The sequence below is a fragment of the Bradyrhizobium sp. NC92 genome, assembly GCF_025200865.1.
In the GTDB taxonomy this organism is placed as follows: domain Bacteria; phylum Pseudomonadota; class Alphaproteobacteria; order Rhizobiales; family Xanthobacteraceae; genus Bradyrhizobium.
The window spans coordinates 4,384,306-4,404,514 of sequence record NZ_CP104171.1; the positions used below are offsets into that span (position 1 = coordinate 4,384,306).

The 20,209-nt window shown below is 64.2% G+C and carries 19 protein-coding genes; 10 read left to right on the top strand and 9 right to left on the bottom strand.

All coding sequences use genetic code 11. The features are described from left to right. Nucleotides 1-206 precede the first annotated feature (206 nt). A complete protein-coding gene (locus N2602_RS20505; RefSeq protein ID WP_260379239.1) occupies nucleotides 207-1,244 on the top strand; it encodes an aspartate-semialdehyde dehydrogenase in 1,038 nt (345 codons plus the stop codon). 138 nt (nucleotides 1,245-1,382) lie between these two features. Here N2602_RS20505 and N2602_RS20510 read toward each other — a convergent pair whose 3' ends face one another. The 7 genes from N2602_RS20510 to coaD form a co-directional block, all read right to left on the bottom strand. Next, complete coding sequence (locus N2602_RS20510; protein ID WP_260379240.1) at nucleotides 1,383-1,574, bottom strand: type II toxin-antitoxin system VapC family toxin; 192 nt, start codon at nucleotides 1,572-1,574, stop codon at nucleotides 1,383-1,385. A 201-nt stretch (nucleotides 1,575-1,775) separates the two neighbouring features. Further along, a complete protein-coding gene (locus N2602_RS20515; RefSeq protein WP_172783715.1) occupies nucleotides 1,776-2,018 on the bottom strand; it encodes a type II toxin-antitoxin system VapB family antitoxin in 243 nt (80 codons plus the stop codon). A 55-nt stretch (nucleotides 2,019-2,073) separates the two neighbouring features. After that, complete coding sequence (gene queA / locus N2602_RS20520) at nucleotides 2,074-3,147, bottom strand: tRNA preQ1(34) S-adenosylmethionine ribosyltransferase-isomerase QueA (protein WP_260379241.1); 1,074 nt, start codon at nucleotides 3,145-3,147, stop codon at nucleotides 2,074-2,076. A 122-nt stretch (nucleotides 3,148-3,269) separates the two neighbouring features. Beyond that, entirely contained in the window at nucleotides 3,270-3,734 is a 465-nt protein-coding gene (locus N2602_RS20525) for a peptidylprolyl isomerase (protein ID WP_018642141.1), read from the bottom strand. After that, nucleotides 3,731-4,156, bottom strand: coding sequence for a hypothetical protein (locus N2602_RS20530; RefSeq protein WP_172783713.1), 426 nt, complete (start codon nucleotides 4,154-4,156; stop codon nucleotides 3,731-3,733). The genes N2602_RS20525 and N2602_RS20530 overlap by 4 nt, the downstream gene beginning before the upstream one ends. An 8-nt stretch (nucleotides 4,157-4,164) precedes the next feature. Continuing rightward, nucleotides 4,165-4,728 carry a peptidylprolyl isomerase gene (locus N2602_RS20535; protein WP_172783712.1) on the bottom strand — a complete coding sequence of 188 codons (564 nt, stop codon included), beginning with the start codon at nucleotides 4,726-4,728 and terminating at the stop codon, nucleotides 4,165-4,167. Nucleotides 4,729-4,761: 33 nt separating this feature from the next. Continuing rightward, complete coding sequence (coaD, locus tag N2602_RS20540) at nucleotides 4,762-5,259, bottom strand: pantetheine-phosphate adenylyltransferase (protein WP_172783711.1); 498 nt, start codon at nucleotides 5,257-5,259, stop codon at nucleotides 4,762-4,764. 268 nt (nucleotides 5,260-5,527) lie between these two features. Between coaD and N2602_RS20545 the strand changes: the two genes are divergently transcribed. From N2602_RS20545 to N2602_RS20555, 3 genes are all read left to right on the top strand, one after another. Next, entirely contained in the window at nucleotides 5,528-5,785 is a 258-nt protein-coding gene (locus N2602_RS20545) for a hypothetical protein (protein WP_172783710.1), read from the top strand. Nucleotides 5,786-5,992: 207 nt separating this feature from the next. Then, complete coding sequence (locus tag N2602_RS20550; RefSeq protein WP_172783823.1) at nucleotides 5,993-7,846, top strand: potassium transporter Kup; 1,854 nt, start codon at nucleotides 5,993-5,995, stop codon at nucleotides 7,844-7,846. A gap of 34 nt (nucleotides 7,847-7,880) precedes the next feature. Next, nucleotides 7,881-8,840 carry a phosphotransferase family protein gene (locus N2602_RS20555; protein WP_172783709.1) on the top strand — a complete coding sequence of 320 codons (960 nt, stop codon included), beginning with the start codon at nucleotides 7,881-7,883 and terminating at the stop codon, nucleotides 8,838-8,840. A 9-nt stretch (nucleotides 8,841-8,849) separates the two neighbouring features. On the opposite strand, the gene gyrA is transcribed toward N2602_RS20555, so the two are convergent. Next, nucleotides 8,850-11,588 carry a DNA gyrase subunit A gene (gene gyrA / locus N2602_RS20560; RefSeq protein ID WP_172783708.1) on the bottom strand — a complete coding sequence of 913 codons (2,739 nt, stop codon included), beginning with the start codon at nucleotides 11,586-11,588 and terminating at the stop codon, nucleotides 8,850-8,852. Nucleotides 11,589-11,944: 356 nt separating this feature from the next. Further along, the gene (locus tag N2602_RS20565) at nucleotides 11,945-12,439 is read right to left on the bottom strand and encodes a single-stranded DNA-binding protein (protein ID WP_172783707.1); all 495 of its coding nucleotides are present in this window, start codon (nucleotides 12,437-12,439) and stop codon (nucleotides 11,945-11,947) included. A 440-nt stretch (nucleotides 12,440-12,879) separates the two neighbouring features. Here N2602_RS20565 and N2602_RS20570 point away from each other — a divergent pair, with 440 nt between their 5' ends. The 6 genes from N2602_RS20570 to N2602_RS20595 all read left to right on the top strand — a co-directional run bounded on the left by N2602_RS20570 (nucleotide 12,880) and on the right by N2602_RS20595 (nucleotide 20,143). Beyond that, nucleotides 12,880-13,680, top strand: a complete 801-nt coding sequence (locus tag N2602_RS20570) for an outer membrane protein (protein WP_260379242.1) — start codon at nucleotides 12,880-12,882, stop codon at nucleotides 13,678-13,680. Nucleotides 13,681-13,921: 241 nt separating this feature from the next. Continuing rightward, on the top strand, nucleotides 13,922-14,617 hold the full coding sequence (locus N2602_RS20575; protein WP_172783705.1) for an outer membrane protein: 696 nt from the start codon (nucleotides 13,922-13,924) through the stop codon (nucleotides 14,615-14,617). A gap of 225 nt (nucleotides 14,618-14,842) precedes the next feature. After that, nucleotides 14,843-15,595 (top strand): outer membrane protein, encoded by a 753-nt coding sequence (locus N2602_RS20580; RefSeq protein ID WP_172783704.1) that lies wholly within the window; start codon nucleotides 14,843-14,845, stop codon nucleotides 15,593-15,595. Between the two features lie 274 nt (nucleotides 15,596-15,869). Further along, nucleotides 15,870-18,851: an excinuclease ABC subunit UvrA gene (gene uvrA / locus N2602_RS20585; RefSeq protein ID WP_172783703.1), complete on the top strand. Its 2,982-nt coding sequence runs from the start codon at nucleotides 15,870-15,872 to the stop codon at nucleotides 18,849-18,851. A 50-nt stretch (nucleotides 18,852-18,901) separates the two neighbouring features. Beyond that, entirely contained in the window at nucleotides 18,902-19,465 is a 564-nt protein-coding gene (locus tag N2602_RS20590; protein ID WP_260379243.1) for a DinB family protein, read from the top strand. A 36-nt stretch (nucleotides 19,466-19,501) separates the two neighbouring features. Continuing rightward, on the top strand, nucleotides 19,502-20,143 hold the full coding sequence (locus tag N2602_RS20595; protein WP_260383691.1) for an HAD family hydrolase: 642 nt from the start codon (nucleotides 19,502-19,504) through the stop codon (nucleotides 20,141-20,143). Nucleotides 20,144-20,209 lie beyond the last annotated feature (66 nt).

Consider the following 20,209-nt stretch of genomic DNA (forward strand, 5'->3'; position numbering starts at 1 on the left):
CGACCGGGCCGAAAAGCCATTGACGGGGGCAAGACTCTCCCGCATAAGTCGCCGCCATGTTCACGACCACCAAACGCACGACCAAAACCACCACGGCCGAAGGGGCCCGGGGAGGCGTGCGCGCGTAGGTCGTCGACTTAAACGCATCAGCTCTACGGCAAGCCCCGCCCTCGATGGTCCGGGGCTTTTTTGTTGTCTAAAACTCAATGGAGGACAAAGTGAATAACGATCCCGTCGTCGCGATTGTCGGCGTCACCGGTGCGGTGGGCGCCGAATTCATCGCCACCATGGACAAGCGTGGTTTCCGCGTCGGCAAGCTCAAGGCACTGGCGAGCGCACGCTCGGCCGGCAAGACGGTGTCGTTCCGCGGGCACAGTGTGGTCATCGAGGAGTTGACCGAGCGTTCTTTCGACGGCGTCGACATCGCGCTGTTCTCCGCCGGCGGCAGTATCTCCAGGAAGTATGCGCCGATCGCGGTCAAGGCCGGTGCCGTCGTGGTCGACAACTCCTCCGCCTTCCGCATGGACCCCAACGTGCCGCTGGTGATCCCTGAGATCAACGCCAGCCGCATCCGTGACCACAAGGGCATCATTGCCAACCCGAACTGCGCCGCGATCACCGCCCTGGTGCCGCTCTGGCCGATCCACCAGAAGAACCGCATCAAGCGCGTGATCATCTCGACGTATCAGGCGGCAAGCGGCGCCGGCGCCGCCGCGATGGAGGAGCTCGTCGAATCCACCCGCGCCAATCTCAACGGGCAGGTCTATACGCCCAAGGTGATGCCGCACCCCTACGCCTTCAACCTGTTCAACCACAACACCGCGATCGACCCCGAGACCGGCTACAACGACGAAGAGACCAAGGTCATCAAGGAGACCCGCAAGATCTTCGAGGACGAGAGCATCGCCGTCGGCGTCACCTGCGTGCGCGTGCCGGTGCTGCGCGCCCATTGCGAAGCCATCACCTTCGAATGCGAGAAGCCGATCAGCGAGGACCAGGTCCGTGCCATCATGGCGCAGGCCCCCGGCGTCAAGGTAGTCGACGACCGCGCCAAGAACTACTTCCCGATGCCGATCGACGCCTCGGGCCAGGACGACGTCCTGGTCGGCCGCATCCGCAAGGATCTCAGCGACGCTAGCGGCCATTCGATCTCGATGTTCGTGGCGGCGGATCAGCTGCTCAAGGGCGCCGCGCTGAACGCAGTGCAGATCGCCGAGCTCCTGCCGCAGCGGGTGATGGCGTAGCAGCGAGATGTGCAGGTGGGCAAAGGCGCGCAAGCGCCGTGCCCACCATTTCGCTCCGGCATTTAAAGGACGGTGGGCATGCTTCCGCCTTCGCTCTTCGAGCTACCGCGGGCAAAGTCGCGGCGGCTTACCATGCCGTCAGCTCAACGCCGCCACGATATCTGTCTTGGCAAAATCGGCTCCTTTGAAGAGCAGCGGTTCCGAACGTAGTTTGGCAAGAGCGTAGACCGTACAATCGACGATATTGAGCTGTGCCGAATGTCCTCCACCCTTGCCAAACCGTTGAAACGCTTCGAACGCAGCTTTGGCCATCTCGGCGTCGAACGGCACGACGACAATTCCCGCGGTCCAGTAACTCGTCGAAAAACGCCACAGCCGCTGCTCCGAAGCGAGCAGAGAGAACTATCTTGGCTTCCAGGACCGCGACTGCCGACATCGACAGGATGTCGGCATCCAGCATCGCTGTCCGGTAGAGTTGTCCATCCGGCTCATTGGTTACGGTCGCGATGATCGCAGACGTATCCACTACCATCAGGACGGTAGCCCGAAACGATCGTAGCCCAGAATTTCGTCAGCAGATCGGGAATCCAGAACCGGCAAGCCAGCGGTCCGCTCGAAGAACGAGGTCAGAGCGGCCCTTCTATCTGTCGTCGGCGTGCCGACACGAGACAAGCGCTCCTCAATAGCGCGCTCCAGCGCCGTCTCGATGTCTTCCCCCGTCAGACGGGCGAGGCGCTGGGCAAGCTCATCGACTTTCGCGGAACGGATGTTCATCGGCCACTCGATCCTTGCAACGGCGTGAACAGCATACCACACGGATGCCGCCGGGTCACTCCCGAGCCCGAAACAGCAAACACGCATCCCCATACGAATAGAACCGGTACCCGCGCGCGATCGCATGCGCATAGGCCTGCTTCATCGTCGCGAGCCCGGAGAAGGCCGACACCAGCATGAACAGGGTCGACTTCGGCAGATGGAAATTCGTCATCAGGACATCGACCGCGCGGAAGCGATAGCCGGGCGTGATGAAGATCGACGTCTCGGCGGCGAATGGCTGGATCGTGCCGTCCTCGCTCGCGGCGCTTTCGAGCAGCCGCAATGACGTGGTGCCGACCGCAACGATGCGGCCGCCGCTCTTCCGCGCCGCGTTGAGGCGCTCCGCCGTCTCGGCCGAGATCGTGCCCCATTCGGCATGCATCTTGTGGGCTTCGGTGTCGTCGACCTTCACCGGCAGGAACGTCCCCGCCCCGACATGCAGCGTCACGCGGTTGATGCCGACGTCGCGGTCGCGCAGCGCCTGCTCCAGCGCCGGCGTGAAATGCAGCCCCGCGGTAGGCGCTGCAACCGCGCCTTCATTGGCCGCGAACATGGTCTGGTAATCCGCAAGATCCTGATCGTCGGGCGTGCGCTTGGAGGCGATGTAGGGCGGCAGCGGCGGGCTGCCGAGATCGGCGATGGCCTGGTCCAGCGCCGGGCCGTGGAACGAGAACGACAGCGTCACCTCGCCCTCGGTGCCCTTGGCCTCCACCTCTGCGTCGAGATGGCCGAGCAGGCAGACCTTGCCCTCGTTGCCGAAGCGGATGCGATCGCCGGGGACGAGCTTCTTCGCCGGCTTCACCAGCGCCTGCCAGCGCGAGCCGTCGAGCCGCTTGATCAGCGTCGCCTCGATCTTCGGCTCGGTCTCGCGGCCAATGCGGCGGCCCTTCAATTGCGCCGCAATCACCTTGGTGTCGTTGACGACGAGCTGGTCGCCGGGCCTCAGCCATTGCGGCAGGTCGGCGATGGTCTGATCGCGCAGCGCGCCGTTCTCGACGACCAGCATCTTCGCGGAATCGCGCGGGCTCGCCGGGCGCAAGGCGATGCGCTCGGCGGGCAGGTCGAAATCGAAGAGGTCGGTGCGCATGAGCGAGCTTGGTCGGTGTCATGCCCCGCGAAGGCGGGGCATCCAGTAACCGCCAGTGGTAGTTACGACAACGATCGTGAGTACTGGATCGCCCGCCTGCTCGGGCGATGACAGGACCGCGCTTACTCCTTGTCCGCGGCCATCCGCGCCTTGACGATCTTGTCGGGGTTCTGCACCGGCTCGCCGCGCTTGATCTTGTCGACGTTCTCCATGCCCTCGGTGACCTTGCCCCACACCGTGTACTGGTTGTCGAGGAAGCGGGCGTCGTCGAAGCAGATGAAGAACTGGCTGTCGCCGGAATCGGGATTGGCGGCGCGGGCCATCGAGGCGGTGCCGCGCACATGCGGCTCCTTGTTGAACTCGGCCTTCAGCTTCTTGCCCGAGCCGCCGGTGCCGGTGCCGTGCGGGCAGCCGGTCTGCGCCATGAAGCCCTCGATCACGCGGTGGAACACGATGCCGTCGTAAAAACCCTCGCGGACCAGCTCCTTGATGCGCGCGACGTGGCCCGGCGCGAGGTCGGGCCGCATCTCGATGGTGACGGGGCCCTGCGTGGTCTCGAGGATCAGGGTGTTTTCGGTGACGCTCATGCTCGTCTCTCTTGCGTTGGGGGTGAAGTCTTGTCGGGTGACGTTTTGCGGCTGCGGAACTGGATCGCGAATGGTCGTCCCGCGGCGGCGCCGGCCATTGCATCGGTAAATGGCACCGGCGTGCAGCGTTGCAACGCCTCCATCACCGCGATCCGGTATTGCAGCCGGTCATTGTCGGGGGCCTCCGCGGATTCATAGGTAATCCTCGGATGGCCCAGAATGTTTCCGGCCCGGTTAAAGCTCACGACGACGGTGATGTCGAGGGGGCGCGCCCTGGCCGGCGACGGCGGTCTCCAGCAGGTGCGCAGGTGCCGGAAGATGTCCTGGATCGTGTCGACCTGAGCGGCCTCCACGGCGGCACGGGAGGTGCCGAGCAGCAGCATCGCGGCAATCAGCAGGAGCTTTCCGCCGCGGCGCGCCATGGCCGCGCCTATTTGATGTCGGAGGCGACCTGCACCTTCACCATCTTGTCGGGATCGGTGACGGAGCCGCCGGGCGAGCCGGGGGGCGCCTTCTTCAGCTTGTCGACGACGTCCATGCCCTGCACGACCTCGCCGATCACGGTGTACTGGCCGTCGAGGCTGCCGCCGTCGGCGAACATGATGAAGAACTGCGAGTTGGCGCTGTCGACGCTGTCGCCGCGCCGGGCCATGCCGACGATGCCGCGGGCAAAATGCACCTTGGAGAATTCCTGCTTCAGGTTCGCATATTTCGAGCCGCCGGTGCCGTTGCCGTTCTGGCCATCGCCCGTCTGCGCCATGAAGCCATCCATGACGCGGTGGAACGGCACGTTGTTGTAGAAGCCTTCGCGCGCGAGCTGCTTGATGCGCTCGGCATGCTGGGGCGCGATGTCGGTCCTGAGCTTGATGACGATGCGGCCCTTGGTGCTGTCGATGACGATGGCGTTGGCCTTGTCGAGATTTGCCGGCAATTGCTGTGCCGCCGCCGGCACCGCGAACAGAAGCGCGGCAAGAACTGCGAGAATTCGGATCATGACAACTCCGGATCAGAAAGAGGAAGCGCGCCGTTATCCGGCGAATTTGGCCTTGAGCTGTGCCGCGACCTGCGGCGGGACGAAGGCCGAGACGTCCCCGCCCATGCCGGCGATCTGGCGCACCAAAGTGGCGGTGATCGGGCGGACCATGGGAGAGGCCGGCAGGAAGACCGTATGCACCTCGGGCGCCATGGCCTCGTTCATGCCGGCGAGCTGCATTTCGTAGTCGAGGTCGCTGCCATCGCGCAGGCCTCGGATCATGATGGTTGCGCCGTGCTTGCGCGCCGCGGTGACCGACAGATCGTCAAACGTCGTCGCCTCGAGCACGCAGCCGGCCTGGGCCGCGATCGGGCCGCAGACGTCCTCGAGCATCTTCAACCGCTCCTCGGTCGAGAACAGCGGCTTCTTGCCGGGGTGGACCCCGATTGCGACCACAAGCCTGTCGCACAAGGAAACGCTGTGCCGGACCACGTCCAGATGGCCGTTGGTGATGGGGTCGAAGGAACCTGGGTAGAAGGCAATGCGCGGCATGGCCCCGTCCTACCGCGCCCCGCCCGGGCCGGCAAGCCGGGCAGGTTCCTTGTCCGTTTCCGGTCCAGTCACATGTAGATGTCTCCCCAGACGTCGGCAACGGCCGGTTTGTTTCGTCCTGCGGGTAGCCACGGAACAAAACGGACCGCGAACGAAACCATTTCCGGCGCCCGCGAAGACGTCCGGAAACTGGCCATGGTTACTAATCCGGCCAACGAACGACGGGTCGCATGCTGGGCGCAGGCGGCCGCATCACAGGGGACTGTCAATGATCAAGGCTCTTTCAGCGATCGCTCTGTCTGCGTGTGTTGCCGCGGCCCTCACCCTCCTGCCCGGCTTTGCCCCGACGGTCGAAGCCAGCGTGCCGCAGCCGCTGGCCAAGAGCGACCGGCTCGATATCCGCACCGTCGGCCGTGACTGCTCGCAGCAGGCCTGGCCGAATTTCGAGGCGTCCTGCCTGCGCCGCGCCGGCAGCAAGGCCAATGTCCGGGAGGCGCGCCTCGTGACCGCCGACCGCACGCCGTAGTCGGATCTGTCAGTTTCGCGTCAGGAAGGTCCCTCAAGATAAACCCCAAGATAAATCCCATGGCTATTTGCGACGTCTCGTCGCAGACTGCGTCATGCTCGCGCCCGTCGGAATGGCCCGCCGGGCGCGATTCCATTGGGGGATTTGCCGTTGTCCAGCACACCTGCAGTTGCCTCCGGCCACCACCCTGATGCACTGCCGGTTGCCATGACCATGGGCGCCCTCGGCGTGGTCTACGGCGATATCGGCACCAGTCCCCTCTACGCCCTGAAGGAAGCCGCCAAGGCGGCTGCCCATGGCGGTACACTCACGCACGACGCTGTCCTGGGGGTTGCCTCGCTGATCCTGTGGGCGCTGCTCCTGATCATCTCGCTGAAATATGCGCTGCTGATCCTGCGCGCGGACAACCGCGGCGAAGGCGGCATCGTCGCCCTCCTGGCTCTGCTCCACGCGCGTAACGCGCAAGCCGGCACCTGGCGTGCGCATCTCCTCGTCGTCGGTCTCGTCGGCGCGGCCCTGCTCTATGGCGACGGCGCGATCACACCGGCGATCTCCGTGCTCAGCGCCATCGAGGGCCTCAAGGTCGATGCCCCCTCGCTCGCACCGGTGGTCGTGCCCGTCACCGTCGCCATCCTGATCGGGCTGTTCATGATGCAGAAGCAGGGCACCGGCTTCATCGGCCGCATCTTCGGCCCGGTGATGCTGGCCTGGTTCGTCGTGCTCGCCGCGCTCGGCATCCACGGCATCGTCAAGGCACCGGCGGTGCTGGCCGCGCTCAGCCCGTTTTATGCGTTCAATTTCCTGATCCACCAGGATTTTCACGTCTCCTTCGCCATCCTCGGCGCCGCCTTTCTCGCGGTGACCGGGGGCGAGGCCATGTATGCCGACATGGGCCATTTCGGCCGCTTGCCGATCCGGCTCGCCTGGTTCGCGATCTGCCTGCCCGCGCTGGTGCTGAACTATTTCGGCCAGGCCGCGCTCTTGATCACCGATCCCACCATGATCGAGAATCCGTTCTTCCAGCTTTGCCCGGACGCCCTGCACTATCCGCTGGTCGCCTTCTCGGCGGTCGCGACCGTGATCGCCTCGCAGGCGATCATCTCCGGCGTGTTCTCGCTGACCCAGCAGTCGATCCAGCTCGGCTTCCTGCCGCGCATGCAGATCCGCCACACCACCAGCGACGCGATCGGCCAGATCTACGTGCCGCTGGTGAACTGGCTGCTCGCTGCGGCAACCCTCGGGGCGGTGCTGAGCTTCGGCACCTCGGACGCGCTCGCCGGCGCCTATGGCATCGCCGTGTCGCTGCTGATGGCCATCACGACGCTGCTCGCCGCGCTGGTGGCGATCCAGTGGGGCTATTCGCCCTGGCTGGTGGCCGGCGTGAACGGGGCATTCTTCGTCATCGACCTGATCTTCTTCTCGGCCAATTCGATCAAGCTGTTCGAGGGCGGCTGGTTTCCATTGCTGCTCGCCGGCCTCGTCGCCTTCCTGATGCTGACCTGGCGCGCCGGCGTGAGGCTGGTCGAAGCCGCGCGCGGCCAGCTGCGCCAGCCCGAGGAGGATCTGATCGAGACCGCGGTCAACAGGTGCCATGCGAGGCTGCCCGGGACCGCCGTGTTCCTAGCCTCGGCGCCGCGCGGCGTGCCGCTCGCGCTCACCCAGTTCGTCAAGCACAACCGCGTGCTGCACGAGCGCGTGCTGCTGGTCACCGTCCTGATCGAGGAATCCCCGCACATTCCCGACGACGAACGCGCCGAGGTGATCGAGATCATTCCCGGCATCACCCGCGCAATCCTGCATTACGGCTTCATGCAGAACCCGACGATCTACGATGGACTGAAGCTCGTTTGCCAGCAGGGCAAGCTGCCCGGCATCGACCTCTCCGAGATCACCTATTACGTCGGCCGCGAAACCATCATCCCGCGCGAGGACGTCCCGGGCATGTGGGTCTGGCGCGAAGGCGTGTTCGCCTTCCTGCAGCGCAACGCCGAACGCTCGGCCGCGTTCTTCGGCGTGCCGACCAAGCAGGTGGTGGAGTTCGGGACGGAGCTGGAGATTTAGGGAAGCTCGCCAGGCTGCATGAGACAGGTGCGAAATGTTCAACGAGCCGCCTCTGCAGCTGAAGCCTCGGCTGACGATCTCGGTCGATCAGGTGCAGTCAATCGTCCGTCGGATGTCTCCGCACGCGTCGGTGCTGGACGTCACCGAACTGCATGGCGGCGAGATCGGTACTGTCCTTGAGGTCGCGCTGGCGGATTCGCCAGCCTGCATCCTCAAGGCCTACCCTGCATCGCTGCAGTGGAAGATGGCAAAGGAAGTCTACGTTCTTGGGCTTCTCCGTGACCTTGACATAACCGTTCCCAGCGTACTGTTCGCCGACAACACGCGATCGGTGATCGACCTCAACTACGTCCTGATGACCAAGCTTGACGGCACGGTGCTCGGCCGGCGAGAGGCGGTGCTGACAGACGCACAGCTGTTCGAAATCTACGCCGAGATGGGCGCGGCGCTCCGCAGGATCAATGACATTGCCCTCGACAGTTTTGGCTATATCGGCCCCGACGGGGTGTGGACGGCATATCCGAGCAATCATGCCTACATGTCCGCGCAACTCGAAAGGAAGCTGAAAGTGTTCTGCGTGCGGGGCGGTGATCCCGCACTTGCCGAGCGGCTCCGGGATAGCGTTGTGGCTCGCCAGCATCTGTTGAAGGCGGCAGTTGTCCCTCGCCTGTGCCATTACGACTTCCACGCCGGAAATATCCTGGTGACGTCGCAGGGCGATCCGCACCTGTCCGGCATCGTCGATTTCGAGAATGCGACGTCCGGTGATCCGCTGATGGATATCGCGAAGGCGATCTATTATTTCACAGCGAAGGACGCGCCGAAGCGAGAAGGATTGCTCGCGGGCTATGGCAAGATCGAACGTCCCGACTGGCAGGAGACGCTTCGTCTCTACCGCATGTACTGCACGCTGGAGCTATGGTGCTGGATGGCACAGATCGGCAAGCACGAGGCGCTTGCCGATCTTACCAAGGAGCTCGCGAGCGCTGCATAGAACAGGGCGTCACGCCCCATTGCCGTTCTCGCCGTTGCCGCTCTCGGCCTCTTCCGTGATGTGCTCGACCGAGACGACGTGCTCGTCCTCGGCGGTGTCGAACACGATCACGCCTTGCGTGGAGCGGCCGGCGATGCGGATGCCTTCGACCGGACAGCGGATCAGCTGGCCCTTGTCGGTGACCAGCATGATTTGATCCGCCTCCTCCACCGGGAACGAGGCGACGAGATTGCCGTTGCGGTTGTTGACGCTCATGGCGACGATGCCTTTGCCGCCGCGGCCGGTGGTGCGGTACTCGTAGGACGAGGTCCGCTTGCCGTAGCCGTTGACGGAGACGGTCAGCACGACCTGCTCCTGCGCCGACATCTCGACATAGCGTTCCTGCGGGAGCTGGAAGCTGCCCGAGGTCTCCTCGGCCTCGGCATCGGCCGGCGCCTCGTCCGCGGCGGCTTCGCCCGCGACCGCGCGGCGCATCTTCAAATAGGCCGAGCGCTCGTCCGAGGTGGTGTCGACGTGGCGCAGGATCGCCAGCGAAATCACCTTGTCGCCTTCGCCGAGCGCGATGCCGCGCACGCCCATCGAGGTGCGCCCAGTGAACACGCGCACGTCGGTTACGGGGAAGCGGATGCACTGGCCGCCGGCAGCGGTCAGCAGCACGTCGTCGCGCTCGGTGCAGATCTGCACGTCGACGATCGCTTCGTTGTCGTCGAGCTTCATCGCGATGATGCCGGAGCGGCGCACGTCGACGAAGTCGGACAGCTTGTTGCGCCGGACGTTGCCGCCCGTGGTCGCGAACATCACGTCGAGCTGGCCCCAGGTCGATTCATCCTCGGGCAGCGGCATGATGGTGGTGATGCGCTCGCCCTGCTCCAGCGGCAGGATGTTGATCATGGCCTTGCCGCGCGCGTTCGGCGCGGCCATCGGCAGCCGCCAGACCTTTTCCTTGTAGACCTGGCCGCGCGAGGAGAAGAACAGCACCGGAGTATGCGTCGACGCGACAAAGAGCCGGCTGACGAAGTCCTCGTCGCGGGTCTGCATGCCGGAGCGGCCCTTGCCGCCGCGGCGCTGGGCGCGATAGGCCGACAGCGGCACGCGCTTGACGTAGCCGGCATGCGAGACGGTGACGACCATGTCCTCGCGCTGGATCAGGTCCTCGTCCTCGACCTCGCCCTCCTGCTCCATGATCACGGTGCGGCGCGGCGTTGCGAACTCCGCCTTCACCTCGGCAAGCTCGGTCTTGATGATGTCGAGGATGCGCGCGCGCGAGCGCAGGATGTCGAGATAATCGCTGATCTCGCCGGCGAGCTTGGACAGCTCCTCGCCGATCTCGTCGCGGCCGAGCGCCGTGAGGCGCGCCAGGCGCAGCTCGAGGATCGCCCTCGCCTGCTCCAGCGAGAGGCGGATCGTCCCGTCTTCGTTGATGCGGTGACGGGGATCGTCGATCAGCGTGATGATGTCCTCGACGTCGCGCGCGGCCCAGTCGCGCGTCATCAGGGTCTCGCGCGCCGCAGCCGGCGTCGGCGAGTGCCGGATCACCTTGATGATCTCGTCGATGTTGGCGACGGCGATGGCCAGGCCGACCTGCTCGTGCGCGCGCTCGCGCGCCTTGCGCAGCTTGTATTTGGTCCGGCGCGTGACCACCTGCTCGCGGAAGCCGACGAAGATCGTCAGCATGTCCTTCAAGTTCATGGTCTGCGGACGGCCGCTATCGAGCGCGACGGCGTTGACGCCGAAGCTCGTCTGCAGCGGCGTGAACTTGTAGAGCTGGTTCAGCACCACATCGGGAACCGCATCGCGCTTGAGCTCGACGACGACGCGGTAGCCGTCGCGGTCGGACTCGTCGCGCAGGTCGGAGATGCCCTCGATCTTCTTTTCCTTGTAGAGCTCGGCGATGCGCTCGACCATCGTCGCCTTGTTCACCTGATACGGGATCTCGGTGATGACGATCGCCTCGCGCTCTTTCCGGATCGTCTCGAAGGTGACCTTGCCGCGCATCACGATGGAGCCGCGGCCGAGATGATAGGCGCTGCGGATGCCCTGGCGGCCGAGGATGATGCCGCCGGTCGGGAAATCCGGGCCCGGGATGATGGCATTGAGCTCGTCGATCGTCAGAGCCGGATTGTCGATCAGCGCGACGCAGGCATCGATCACCTCGCCGAGATTGTGCGGCGGGATGTTGGTGGCCATGCCGACCGCGATGCCGCCGGCGCCGTTGACCAGCAGGTTCGGGAACCGCGCCGGCAGAACCACCGGCTCCTTTTCGGAGCCGTCGTAATTGTCCTGGAAGTCGACCGTGTCGTCGTCGATGTCCTCGAGCAGCTTCAGCGCGATCTTGGTCAGGCGGGACTCGGTGTAGCGCATGGCCGCCGGCGGATCGCCGTCGACCGAGCCGAAATTGCCCTGGCCGTCGATCAAGGGCGCGCGCATCGAGAAGTCCTGCGCCATGCGCACCAAGGCGTCGTAGATCGCCTGGTCGCCATGGGGGTGGTACTTACCCATGACCTCGCCGACGGCACCGGCGGACTTCTTGTGCTTCTTGTCCGGGGTGTCGCCGCGATTGTTCATCGCGAACAGGATGCGGCGGTGCACCGGCTTCAACCCGTCGCGCGCATCGGGCAGCGCACGCGCCACGATCACGCTCATGGCGTAATCGAGGTAGGACTTCTTCATCTCCTCGTAGATGGAAACGGGGCGAATGTCCGAGGGGTGCGCCGGCTGGTCGCCGGGCTTGTTGTCGTCGTCAGCCAAGGGGGAATCCGGTGAGGTTTTGTCTGGGAATCATATAGCGCATCCGGGGTCGGATAACCACCCTGGCAGCCCCTCGGAAAGCGCTTTTTCCGCTTATTTTTCCAATAACTTACGGCCTCAGAGCCGCGCCCTGGTCGGCCACGGAATCGACCCTCCAGAACCACCCGCAACGCCGGCCTGAACACCAGGGAAGCGGCGCCCCGTCAGCCAGCTTTCCGCTGCGCAACGGACCTCACCCCAAACATGAAGCGGGCCCGGAAAATCCGAGCCCGCCCAGCCAATTAGTAAGGTTTGCTGACCCGATGCGGGAAGCGCGATCGAAATCGCCGCCTCACCGGGCCGAGCGGTCCGCCCGCTCAGAACGGGATGTCGTCGTCCATGTCGCTGTTGCGACCGCCGCCAGCGGCAACCGGACGGCGCGGCGCGCTGCTCACGGGTCCGGAGGAGCCGAAATCGCCGCCCGGCTCGTCGGCGAAGCTGCCGCCTCCGCCGCCGCCACCGCGGCCGTCCAGCATCGTCAGCGTCGAGTTGAAGCCCTGGAGCACGACCTCCGTCGAGTACTTCTCGACGCCGCTCTGGTCGGTCCATTTGCGGGTCTGCAGCGCGCCCTCGATGTAAACCTTCGCGCCCTTCTTCAGATACTGTTCGACGACCTTGCAAAGCGGCTCAGAGAAGATCACGACGCGATGCCACTCGGTCTTCTCCTTGCGCTCGCCGGTGTTCTTGTCGCGCCAGGTCTCCGACGTCGCGATGCTCAAATTCGCGATCGGCCGCCCGTCCTGGGTGCGGCGGATTTCGGGATCCTTGCCGAGATTTCCAACCAGAATGACCTTGTTGACACTTCCCGCCATCGCCGCTCTCCACTCCGAATGCCACTGAATTTCAAAAGAGGGCCAATCCCGCTGCCCGCGTTTCTCTGCGCCCGTCGAGGCGACCCTATACGCTTGCGGGCACCGCTCAGCCTGCCACCCCCAGGGTTATCCCCACATATAGCATCGCACTCAGATTTGTTCCAGATTTGTTCTTTATAGCGGTAGAGCAAACATTCGGCCGGCCGCCAACGAAAAGAGCAGCACTCCGATGGAACTTTTTTGGGTTCCCGTGAACGACGAAAACCGCTTAACATTCATCAAGTTGTTCCACCTCAGTTGAGCCGCGAGTGTGGCATTCCGGAGACGGACTCTGCCCTTTCCTTAGGCTACCTTTGCCTCGGAATTAGTTCATATGGGCGTCGCGCCTGATCAGCCGCTTCGGGGACTTTCGTGAAGCGGACGTAACTGGGGAGACTGCAATGAATAAGGTTCTATTTGGCGCAATCAGTGTACTGGCATTGGGGCTGTCGGCTCCGGCAAGCGCGGCAGATCTTGCCGCGCGGCCCTACACCAAGGCTCCCGCTCCGGCGGTCGCTGCGATTTACGACTGGAGCGGCTTCTACATCGGCATCAACGGCGGCGGCGGCACGAGCCACAAGTGCTGGGACTTCCTCGACACCACCGGCGTCGTCACCGGCGTTCCCGGTACCTTCGTCGGTGAAGGATGCCACAACGCGACCGGTGGCACGGTCGGTGGCCAGATCGGCTATCGCTGGCAGTCGGCCAGTTGGGTGTTCGGCGTCGAAGGCCAGGGTAACTGGGCTGACTTCTCGGGCGACAACGTCAGCACCGTCTTCCCTGGAAGCGCTTTGGTCACCGGTGACCGCAACCGCTCGCGCATCGATGCTTTCGGCCTGATCACCGGCCAGGTCGGTTACGCCTGGAACAACGTCTTGTTCTATGTGAAGGGCGGCGGCGCCGTGGTCGGGGACAAGTACGACGTTTATGCCGCGGCCGGCACGCCGGGCGCCGGCACGCTGCTGGCGTCGGCTCGCGAGACCCGCTGGGGCGGCACCGTTGGCGCCGGCCTGGAATTCGGATTTGCTCCGAACTGGACGCTCGGCGTCGAGTACAACCACATCTTCCTCGGCGACCGCACAATCGGTTTCACGACGCCTGCGGGCGCCGTGTTCGGGAGCGATCGCATCAGCCAGGATGTCGATATCGGCCTGGTCCGGTTGAATTATCGCTTCGGCGGCCCGCTGATCGCGAGGTACTGATATCCCTCTGATTTTGTGAGTGAATGCAAGGGCCGGCCCGCTGCGCCGGCCCTTCTTTTTTGCGGCACGATGCCTGGACGTAGATGAGTCAGCAACCATCACCTTTTCGACTGTTGTGGCTTTTCGGAGACACAACTTGCGGCTTTGGTGGTGTAAAGACGGCGTCAGTTGGGCCGTTGAGTCCGATGCCCTTCCGCGACGGAAGGCAACAACAGAAACTGGGACTGGGATTAAGTTGAAAATGAAAAAGGTTTTGTTGGCTTCGGCCTGTGTATTCGCTCTTGCGGCCCCCGCTTCGGCTGCTGATCTGGCAGCCCGCCCCTACACCAAGGCTCCGGTGGCTGTGGCCTCGGTCTATAACTGGACCGGCTTCTACCTCGGTATCGTCGGCGGCGGCGCTTGGGAGAACGGTTCCGGCGACCCGCGGATGAAGGGTGGCTTCGTCGGCGGCACCGGCGGCTATAACTGGCAGACCGGCAACGTCGTGTTCGGCGTGGAAGCCGACGGCTCGTGGGCTGATGTCAATGCTTCGGTGACCACCCCTGTTCTCTTTGGCGGCGCTATCGTTCCCGTGACCACGAGCTCGCGCATTGATGCGCTCGGCACTGTGCGCGGCCGTATCGGTTGGGCCGTCAACAACGTGCTGTTCTACGCTACGGGCGGCTACGCCTGGATCGACAACAAGATCACCGTCAGCTCGCCCTTCGCAAGCGTCTCGGACAGCAAGTGGCATTCCGGTTGGACGGTCGGCGCTGGCGTCGAGGCATTCTTCGCGCCGCAGTGGTCAGTCAAGGGCGAGTATCTCTATCGCAGCCTGGGCGGCGAGACCTACTTCTCGGGTATCGGCGCTCCGGTGAACACCGGCACGCTCAACCTTCACACCGTGCAGGTCGGCGTGAACTATCACTTCGGTGGCCCGGTCGTCGCGAAGTACTAAGCTTCGTCTCTGACGCACCCGCGTTACGAAAGGCCGGCCTCGCGCCGGCCTTTTTGTATTTGTTGCGGCCGCCCCGTTCGTTCGCGTTTTCGGACGGATGTGGCGGCCGGGTGACACAACTTTTGGCTTCAATGGTGTAAAGCAATGACGTTACTTGAGTCATGAGGTCCGCTGCTCTTCCGCTCTCCGGAAGACCGGAATGAGAAACGGAAGTGGGGAATGGATATGAAGAAGCTTTTGCTGGCTTCGGCCAGTTTGTTCGCACTCAGCGCGTTGGCACCGGCCTCGGCGGCCGATTTGGCGGCCCGCCCCTACGCCAAGGCTCCGGTGGCGCCGATCGCGGTGTACAACTGGAGCGGCTTCTACCTCGGCATCAACGGCGGCGGTGCATCGAGCCGCAATTGCTGGGATCTCAATGCCGTGCTCGGTGTGGCAATCCCGGTCGTGTCCGAAGGCTGTCACAACGCGACCGGCGGTCTCGTCGGCGGCCAGGTCGGTTATCGTTGGCAGTCGGCTAACTGGGTGTTCGGCCTTGAAGCCCAAGGCGACTGGGCCAACCTGAAGGGATCGAACGCGAGCCCGCTCGCCGCTTTCGCACCCGTGGTCAATCAGACCAGAATCGATGCCCTCGGCCTGTTCACCGGCCAGGTCGGCTACGCCTGGAATAACGTGCTCTGGTACGTGAAGGGCGGCGCCGCGGTCACGCACGCCAAGTATGACGGCCTTCTCGGCGGCGTGGTCTTCGATAGCGCGAGCGAGACGCGCTGGGGCGGCGCAGTCGGCACCGGCATCGAATTCGGTTTCGCACCGAACTGGTCCGTTGCGATCGAATACGACCACTTGTTCATGGGCGGCCGCAACGTCAATTTCACGGTGCTTGGCATCAACGACCGGACCGACCGCATCAAGCAGGATGTCGACATGGGCACCGTTCGCCTCAACTACACCTTCGGCGGCCCGGTGGTCGCGAAGTACTGATCTTCCCTGCCGAAGTCACATCGTCACGAAAGGCCGGCCTCGCGCCGGCCTTTTGCTTTGGGCGGGCTGTTCCGAGCGGTTCCGCGCGCTCCTGCTGCCAGATGCCGCCAGCGCGCCAACAATCCGTTGACGATTCGCAAGTCCCACTGGAAATCCGCCGCCGTTCTTCCTACGTTCGCTGCCATACCCATCGGCGCCGATCCCGGTTCCGGGCGAAGCGCGCCTTTTGCATTGGCGCGATCGCGCGTCTTTGGATTCCTCGAGGACCTCTGGGATGGACGAAGTGATCAGGGCGAAGCGCCAACAACAGAACGCGGGCTCCAGCCTGCGCGCAATTACGATCCGCGGCGCGCGCGAGCACAACCTCAAGAATATCGACGTCGAGATTCCCCGCGACAAGCTGGTGGTGTTCACCGGGCTATCCGGCTCCGGCAAATCCTCGCTAGCCTTCGACACCATCTATGCCGAGGGCCAGCGCCGCTACGTCGAATCGCTGTCGGCCTATGCCCGCCAGTTCCTGGAGATGATGCAGAAGCCCGACGTCGACCAGATCGACGGCCTCTCGCCTGCGATCTCCATCGAGCAGAAGACGACGTCGAAGAACCCGCGCTCCACCGTCGGCACCGTCACCGAGATCTACGACTACATGCGCCTGCTTTGGGCCCGCGTCGGCGTGCCCTATTCGCCGGCCACGGGCCTGCCGATCGAGAGCCAGACCGTCTCGCAGATGGTCGACCGCGTGCTGGCGCTGCCCGAGGGCACCCGCCTCTATCTGCTCGCCCCCGTCGTGCGCGGCCGCAAGGGCGAGTACAAGAAGGAGCTCGCCGAGTGGCTCAAGAAGGGCTTTCAGCGCGTCAAGATCGACGGCACCTTCCATGAGCTGGCGGAAGCCCCTAACCTCGACAAGAAGTTCCCGCACGACATCGATGTCGTCGTCGACCGCATCGTGGTGCGCGCCGATATCGGCCAGCGCCTCGCCGAGAGCTTTGAGACCGCGTTGAAGCTCGCCGAAGGCCTCGCCGTCGTCGAGTTCGCCGACGCTCCCGCGGCGGCCGTCCCCGCAGAAGAGAAGAAGAAGACCGCAAAGATCCACGACAAGAGCGGCCCCGAGCGCATTCTGTTCTCGGAAAAGTTCGCCTGCCCGGTCTCCGGCTTCACCATCCCCGAGATCGAGCCGCGCCTGTTCTCCTTCAACAATCCCTACGGCGCCTGCCCCGCCTGCGGCGGCCTCGGCGTCGAGCAGCATGTCGACGAGGACCTCGTCATCCCCGAGAAGGATCTGACGCTGCGCAAGGGCGCGATCGCGCCCTGGGCCAAATCGTCATCGCCCTATTACGTGCAGACGCTGACCGCGCTCGGCAAGCATTACAAATTCACACTCGACACCAAGTGGAAGGACCTGCCGAAGAAGACGCAAAACGCGATCCTCTACGGCTCGGGCGAGGACGAGATCAAGTTCTCCTACGAGGACGGGGTGCGCTCCTACGACACCAAGAAGCCGTTCGAGGGCGTCATCACCAACATCAACCGCCGCTACCGCGAGACCGAAAGCGAGTGGGCGCGCGAGGAGCTGGCGAAATATTTCCACGACGTGCCCTGCGAGGGTTGCAAAGGCTTTCGACTCAAGCCCGAGGCGCTCTGCGTCAAGGTCGGCGGCAAGCATATCGGCGAAATCTCGGAGCTGTCCGTGAAGGGCGCCGGCGCATGGTTCGAGACCGTGCCGGAGGCGCTGAACGCGCAGCAGAACGAGATCGCGGGCCGCATCCTGAAGGAGATCCGCGAGCGCCTCACCTTCCTGCTCGACGTCGGCCTCAATTATCTGACGCTATCCCGCTCCTCCGGTACGCTGTCCGGCGGCGAAAGCCAGCGCATCCGCCTGGCCTCGCAGATCGGCTCGGGGCTCACGGGCGTGCTCTACGTGCTGGACGAGCCCTCGATCGGCCTGCATCAGCGCGATAATGCCCGCCTGCTCGATACGCTGAAGCGGCTGCGCGACCTCGGCAACACCGTGGTCGTGGTCGAGCATGACGAGGACGCCATTCGGCTCGCCGACTACGTGCTCGACATCGGCCCCGGCGCCGGCATGCATGGCGGCAACATCGTCGCCGAAGGCACGCCCGCCGAGATCATGCGCAACCCGAAATCGCTGACCGGCAAGTACCTCACCGGCGAGCTCGAGGTCGAGGTGCCGGAGCGGCGTCCGCCGAACCACCGCCGCACCATCAAGGTGGTGAACGCGCGCGGCAATAACCTCAAGAACGTCACGGCGGAGATTCCGCTCGGCCTGTTCACCTGCGTCACCGGCGTCTCCGGCGGCGGCAAGTCGACGCTGCTGATCGATACGCTCTACCGCGCCATCGCCCGCAAGCTCAACAACGCCAGCGAGGGCGCTGCCCCGCACGACCGCATCGAGGGCCTCGAGCACATCGACAAGATCATCGACATCGACCAGTCGCCGATCGGCCGCACCCCGCGCTCGAATCCTGCGACCTACACCGGCGCCTTCACGCCGATCCGCGAATGGTTCGCCGGCCTGCCGGAAGCGAAGGCGCGCGGCTACGAGCCCGGCCGCTTCTCCTTCAACGTCAAGGGCGGCCGCTGCGAAGCCTGCCAGGGCGACGGCGTCATCAAGATCGAGATGCACTTCCTGCCCGACGTCTACGTCACCTGCGACGTCTGCAAGGGCAAGCGCTACAACCGCGAGACGCTGGAGGTGCTGTTCAAGGGCAAGAGCATCGCCGACGTGCTCGACATGACCGTCGAGGAAGCCGCCGAGTTCTTCAAGGCGGTGCCGCGCGTCCGCGAGACTTTTCAGACATTGCACCGCGTCGGGCTCGATTACATCCATGTCGGCCAGCAGGCGACGACCCTCTCGGGCGGTGAAGCGCAGCGCGTCAAGCTGGCAAAGGAATTGTCAAAACGCGCCACCGGCCGCACGCTCTACATCCTGGACGAGCCCACCACCGGCCTGCACTTCCACGACGTCAAGAAGCTCCTGGAGGTGCTGCACGAGCTGGTCGCGCAGGGCAACACGGTCGTCGTCATCGAGCACAATCTCGAAGTCATCAAGACCGCCGACTGGGTCATCGACTTGGGCCCCGAAGGCGGCGACGGCGGCGGCGAGATCGTCGCCTGGGGCCCGCCGGAAGATATTGCGAAGGCGCCGCGGAGCTATACGGGGAAATTCCTGGCCCCGGTGCTGGAGAAGGCGCGAAAGCCGAAGCGGAGGCGTGCGGCGAGCGAGGCGGCGGAGTAGGTTGCGCGTCCGGAATGTGACGACGCACATGTCTGAGGGAGAAATGAACTTTGCCTGCCGGACTTGTGCAAACCTTTCGCGCGTTCGCTCATAACAATGCCTGGGCAAACCATCGGCTGCTCACGGCTTGCGCTGCTCTGTCTCAGGTTGACTTCGAAGCCCACCGAACCGGCTTCTTTCCAAGCCTGCAGCGTACGCTGAACCACATCCATGTCATTGATCTCTTCTACATCGATGCACTTGAAGGTGGCTGGCTCGGACCGGCAGCCTGGGAGAACGAGGTGCCGTACCCTTCCCTCGTCACGCTCAAGCCGGCGCAAGCCGCAGTCGACGAGCGCTTGATTGCTGCCTGCGATGCACTGACGCCCGAGAGTCTCAATACCGTCGTGAGTATCAACCGCGACACGACCGTGCAGGCCGAACGCCGCGACCGGCTGCTCATGCATCTCTTCCAGCATCAAATTCATCATCGCGGACAGGCGCATGCCATGCTGTCCGAAACAAGCGTCGCACCGCCTCAGCTTGACGAGTTCTTTGCAGAGGGAGAAGCGTCGCTCCGCGCCAGCGAATTCGCCGAACTTGGTTGGACCGAAAGCACTGTGTGGAAATCCTAGTTCAATAACTGGATGATCGAACGGCATCCCTTTCACGTGCCCTATTCCCTCGCCATCTTCGACCTCGACGGCACGCTCGCCGACAGCTTCCCCTGGTTCCTGCGCACCATCAACGATGTCGCCGACCGCTTCGACTTTCGCCGCGTAAAGGATGAGGATGTCGAGGAGCTGCGGCATGCATCGAGCCGCGAGATCCTCGCCCGGCTCGAAGTGCCCTTGTGGAAGCTGCCGGCGATCGCGCGGCATGCGCGGCGGCTGAAGGCGGAGGCCGCTTCCGAGATCTCGCTGTTTTCGGGCGTCGAGACGATGCTGCGGACGCTGGCCGAGCACGGCGTGCAATTGGCGCTGGTGACTTCCGACAGCGAGGCCAATGCCCGCGAGAAGCTTGGGCCTGCCGCGGCGTTGTTCGCGCATTTCGACTGCTCTGCATCGCTGTTCGGCAAGGCTGCGAAATTCCGCCGCGTCATCCGCCGTGCGGGTGTCGAGCCCAGCAAGGTGATTTCGATCGGCGACGAGGTTCGCGACATCGAGGCGGCGCGCGCCGTGGGAATTGCCTGCGGCGCCGTGTGCTGGGGCTATGCGGCACCGGCGGCATTGCGGGCGCTGGGGCCGGATCATGTGTTCAACCGGATGGATGAGATTGCGGATGTGTTGTGCCGGATCCGTAGGGTGGGTTAGCCTTGCGGACTGCGCGAAGCGCAGACCGCTTGGCGTAACCCACCACTTCGGTCACCGCGGACACCA

Coding starts and splice junctions, on each gene's coding strand:
- N2602_RS20505 (WP_260379239.1), top strand. CDS start 207: ATGGAGGACAAAGTGAATAACGATCCCGTCGTCGCGATTGTCGGCGTC.
- N2602_RS20515 (WP_172783715.1), bottom strand. CDS start 2,018: ATGAACATCCGTTCCGCGAAAGTCGATGAGCTTGCCCAGCGCCTCGCC.
- queA (WP_260379241.1), bottom strand. CDS start 3,147: ATGCGCACCGACCTCTTCGATTTCGACCTGCCCGCCGAGCGCATCGCC.
- N2602_RS20525 (WP_018642141.1), bottom strand. CDS start 3,734: ATGAGCGTCACCGAAAACACCCTGATCCTCGAGACCACGCAGGGCCCC.
- N2602_RS20530 (WP_172783713.1), bottom strand. CDS start 4,156: ATGGCGCGCCGCGGCGGAAAGCTCCTGCTGATTGCCGCGATGCTGCTG.
- N2602_RS20535 (WP_172783712.1), bottom strand. CDS start 4,728: ATGATCCGAATTCTCGCAGTTCTTGCCGCGCTTCTGTTCGCGGTGCCG.
- coaD (WP_172783711.1), bottom strand. CDS start 5,259: ATGCCGCGCATTGCCTTCTACCCAGGTTCCTTCGACCCCATCACCAAC.
- N2602_RS20545 (WP_172783710.1), top strand. CDS start 5,528: ATGATCAAGGCTCTTTCAGCGATCGCTCTGTCTGCGTGTGTTGCCGCG.
- N2602_RS20550 (WP_172783823.1), top strand. CDS start 5,993: ATGACCATGGGCGCCCTCGGCGTGGTCTACGGCGATATCGGCACCAGT.
- N2602_RS20555 (WP_172783709.1), top strand. CDS start 7,881: ATGTTCAACGAGCCGCCTCTGCAGCTGAAGCCTCGGCTGACGATCTCG.
- N2602_RS20565 (WP_172783707.1), bottom strand. CDS start 12,439: ATGGCGGGAAGTGTCAACAAGGTCATTCTGGTTGGAAATCTCGGCAAG.
- N2602_RS20570 (WP_260379242.1), top strand. CDS start 12,880: ATGAATAAGGTTCTATTTGGCGCAATCAGTGTACTGGCATTGGGGCTG.
- N2602_RS20575 (WP_172783705.1), top strand. CDS start 13,922: ATGAAAAAGGTTTTGTTGGCTTCGGCCTGTGTATTCGCTCTTGCGGCC.
- N2602_RS20580 (WP_172783704.1), top strand. CDS start 14,843: ATGAAGAAGCTTTTGCTGGCTTCGGCCAGTTTGTTCGCACTCAGCGCG.
- uvrA (WP_172783703.1), top strand. CDS start 15,870: ATGGACGAAGTGATCAGGGCGAAGCGCCAACAACAGAACGCGGGCTCC.